The 2,660-nt window shown below is 59.0% G+C and carries 3 protein-coding genes, 1 tRNA gene and 2 pseudogenes; 3 read left to right on the forward strand and 3 right to left on the reverse strand.

Features of this window, described 5'->3' with window-relative positions; translation table 11 throughout:
• Together BM052_RS19745 and BM052_RS19750 are read left to right on the forward strand one after the other, a co-directional pair.
• Window positions 1-290: pseudogene (locus BM052_RS19745) on the forward strand (hypothetical protein); the annotation flags it as partial.
• Window positions 287-568, forward strand: a complete 282-nt coding sequence (locus BM052_RS19750) for a hypothetical protein (RefSeq protein WP_143084925.1) — start codon at window positions 287-289, stop codon at window positions 566-568. The pseudogene BM052_RS19745 and the gene BM052_RS19750, both read left to right, overlap by 4 nt.
• 241 nt (window positions 569-809) lie before the next feature.
• On the opposite strand, the gene BM052_RS20070 is transcribed toward BM052_RS19750, so the two are convergent.
• A complete protein-coding gene (locus BM052_RS20070; RefSeq protein WP_177198584.1) occupies window positions 810-1,091 on the reverse strand; it encodes a hypothetical protein in 282 nt (93 codons plus the stop codon).
• On the opposite strand from BM052_RS20070, the pseudogene BM052_RS19180 reads away from it, so the two are divergent.
• Window positions 972-2,036, forward strand: a pseudogene (locus BM052_RS19180) (recombinase family protein); the annotation flags it as partial. The gene BM052_RS20070 and the pseudogene BM052_RS19180 sit on opposite strands and share 120 nt — an antisense overlap.
• Before the next feature lie 102 nt (window positions 2,037-2,138).
• Here the strand turns inward: BM052_RS19180 and BM052_RS20365 are convergent.
• Entirely contained in the window at window positions 2,139-2,558 is a 420-nt protein-coding gene (locus BM052_RS20365) for a hypothetical protein (RefSeq protein ID WP_255406272.1), read from the reverse strand.
• 7 nt (window positions 2,559-2,565) lie between these two features.
• A tRNA-Met gene (locus BM052_RS19185) sits at window positions 2,566-2,642 on the reverse strand.
• Window positions 2,643-2,660: the final 18 nt, after the last annotated feature.

Below are 2,660 nucleotides of genomic sequence, written 5' to 3' on the forward strand. Positions count from 1 at the left end.
CCCGACAAATCAGCCAGGGGAAAGGTCAAAACATGGGTCACTTCTCAGTGGAAATTTATACCTCTCCCGGGGCAACTCTCAGCGGAAATCAACACAAAGACGGCCAGTCCTACTTCAATCGCATTGGAGCAGGCTTTCCGCATAAGGACGGAAACGGCATGGATGTCGTGCTCAACTCCGTTCCGGTGGATGGCCGCGTCACGCTGCGAACGGCGCAGGATCGGCTCGACACGCTCAAACAGGGCAAGGCTGAACCGTCGCAAGGTCGCGATCAGGAACGCGGGGAGTGAACCGTCCGCGTGACCTGAACGCGGGAACCCCAGACATTGCCACCCGCGCCGAACTGCTTCAGCGGCTTTCGGCGCGGGCAAGGCCATTGCCGGAACCCGCACCTGCGCAAAACCCGATGACGCGGCTCGAAGTCATGCGGGACCAGGCTCAGCACAACGAAGACAAGATTGCGCAGTTGCGGGATTCGCTCGGCAGCGCCGACCATGCGCTCACCCACGACTACGTATTTGCTGCCCTCGAAGGCCGCAGCCGGGCAGACTTCGAACGCAGTAGATAGAAAAACCTCAGGTTTCAACAATTTGCATAATACAAACCCAAAGTGGTAGAATTTAACAATGGGCCCTTGCAGCATGATTTTGATCTGCAAGAAATTTATCCGGTCAAAGCCCCCAGAGGGAGATTGATTATCGGGTAGTACGGTAAATTGAGACCATGAACTGCGTTTTCGTCAGGAAAGCTTTGTCGTGGTCAATGCTTCTGAGCGGGGCAAATACTTTGACAGACCAAGACCAGATGAGTCATATTTTTCTGGCCAAGTCCAGAAAGGTGACATCGAAGCGCGATCCTCGCTTGATCGCGATGGTGCGCTTTCTGGCGAGGCGGGCCGCCGAGCGTGACTTCCATTCGATGGAAGACGCGAACCCGGCAGGCTCCGGATCACCGCTAACGCCGAGCCAGCCATGACCAGAGTCGCTATTTACGCCCGCTATTCCTCCGATCTCCAGCGCGATGCTTCCATCGAAGATCAAATCCGCGTCTGCACGCAGCGTGCGCAAAAGGAAGGCTGGCAAGTCGTTCAAGCCTACACCGATCACGGTGTTTCAGGCGCAAGTCTCATGCGCCCCGGCATTCAGATACTGCTTCAAGACGCCCAGGCGGGCAAATATGACATCGTGGTCGCCGAGGCGCTCGATCGCCTCAGCCGCGACCAAGAAGACATCGCCGGTATCTACAAGCGTATGGAATTCGCCGGGGTGAAGATCCTCACCCTTTCGGAGGGGGAAGTCTCCACGCTCCATATCGGCCTCAAGGGCACGATGAACGCGATGTTCCTCAAGGACCTTGCCGACAAGACGCGGCGCGGCCTCAGCGGGCGTGTCGAGAAGGGCAAGTCTGGCGGTGGTCTCACCTACGGCTACGATATCGTGAAGCAGATGGATGCGAACGGGGAACCGGTTCGCGGCGACCGCACGATCAACCAGACGGAAGCGGCGGTCGTCGAGCGGATTATGCGGGACTACGTGGCCGGACAATCGCCGATCAAGATCGCAAGGCAGCTCAACGCCGAAGGCATTCCCGGCCCTTCAGGCAACGAATGGGGGCCGAGCACGATCAACGGCAACCGCGAGCGCGGCACCGGGATTCTCAACAACGAGCTTTATATCGGCAAGCTAGTCTGGAACCGGCTGCGCTATGTGAAGAACCCGGATACCGGAAAGCGCATTTCCAAGCTCAATCCGCCGGAAAGCTGGATCATCAAGGACGTGCCGGAACTGCGCATCGTCGATGACGAACTGTGGAACGCGGTGCGCGCCAAGCAAGGCAAGATCAAGAAACTGGGCACGGCCTTCTGGGATCGCCAGCGGCCTCGATACCTGTTCTCAGGCCTCATCAAGTGCGGAACCTGCGGTGGCGGCATGACGGTGATCTCGCAGACGCACATCGGCTGCGCTACGGCACGCAACAAGGGAACCTGCGACAATCTCAAGGCGATCGGGCGGGACAACCTCGAAGCAGCGGTGTTCGAGGCGCTGCAGCACCACCTGATGGACGAACAGCTCTGCGCGGAATTCTGCACCGAGTACGTGCGCCACATGAACGAATTACGCCAGCAGCGCAGCGCCTCGCTAGCGGGCTATCGCGCCGAGTTCGAACGCAACGACCGCCAGCTCGACAAGATGGTGGATGCCATCGCCAACGGCGCGCCGGTCGCGAAGCTCAAAGACAAGATGTGGGAGCTGGAAAACCGTCAGGTCGTGCTCAAGGAACTGCTCGCGGACGCGAAGGAAACGCCGGTCCTGTTCCACCCCAATATGGCCAAGCGCTACTACGAAGAGGTACGCGGGCTCATCGACGGGCTGAACGATCCGCAGCACCGCCCTGAGGCGGCGGAGATCATACGCAGCCTGATCGACAGGATCGTGCTGACGCCAGTGGACGGCGAGAAACGCCTCAGCATTGATCTGATGGGCGATCTGGCAGGAATTTTGACGATGGCCACGGGCCGGAAGGATATCCGCTTGGAGCGGGAGGTTGCTGATCAGCAAGTCAAGATGGTTGCGGGGGCAGGATTTGAACCTGCGACCTTCAGGTTATGAGCCTGACGAGCTACCGGGCTGCTCCACCCCGCGTCACCAATGTTGCCTAGC

It is taken from the genome of Novosphingobium sp. CF614, from assembly GCF_900113255.1.
Taxonomy (GTDB): domain Bacteria; phylum Pseudomonadota; class Alphaproteobacteria; order Sphingomonadales; family Sphingomonadaceae; genus Novosphingobium.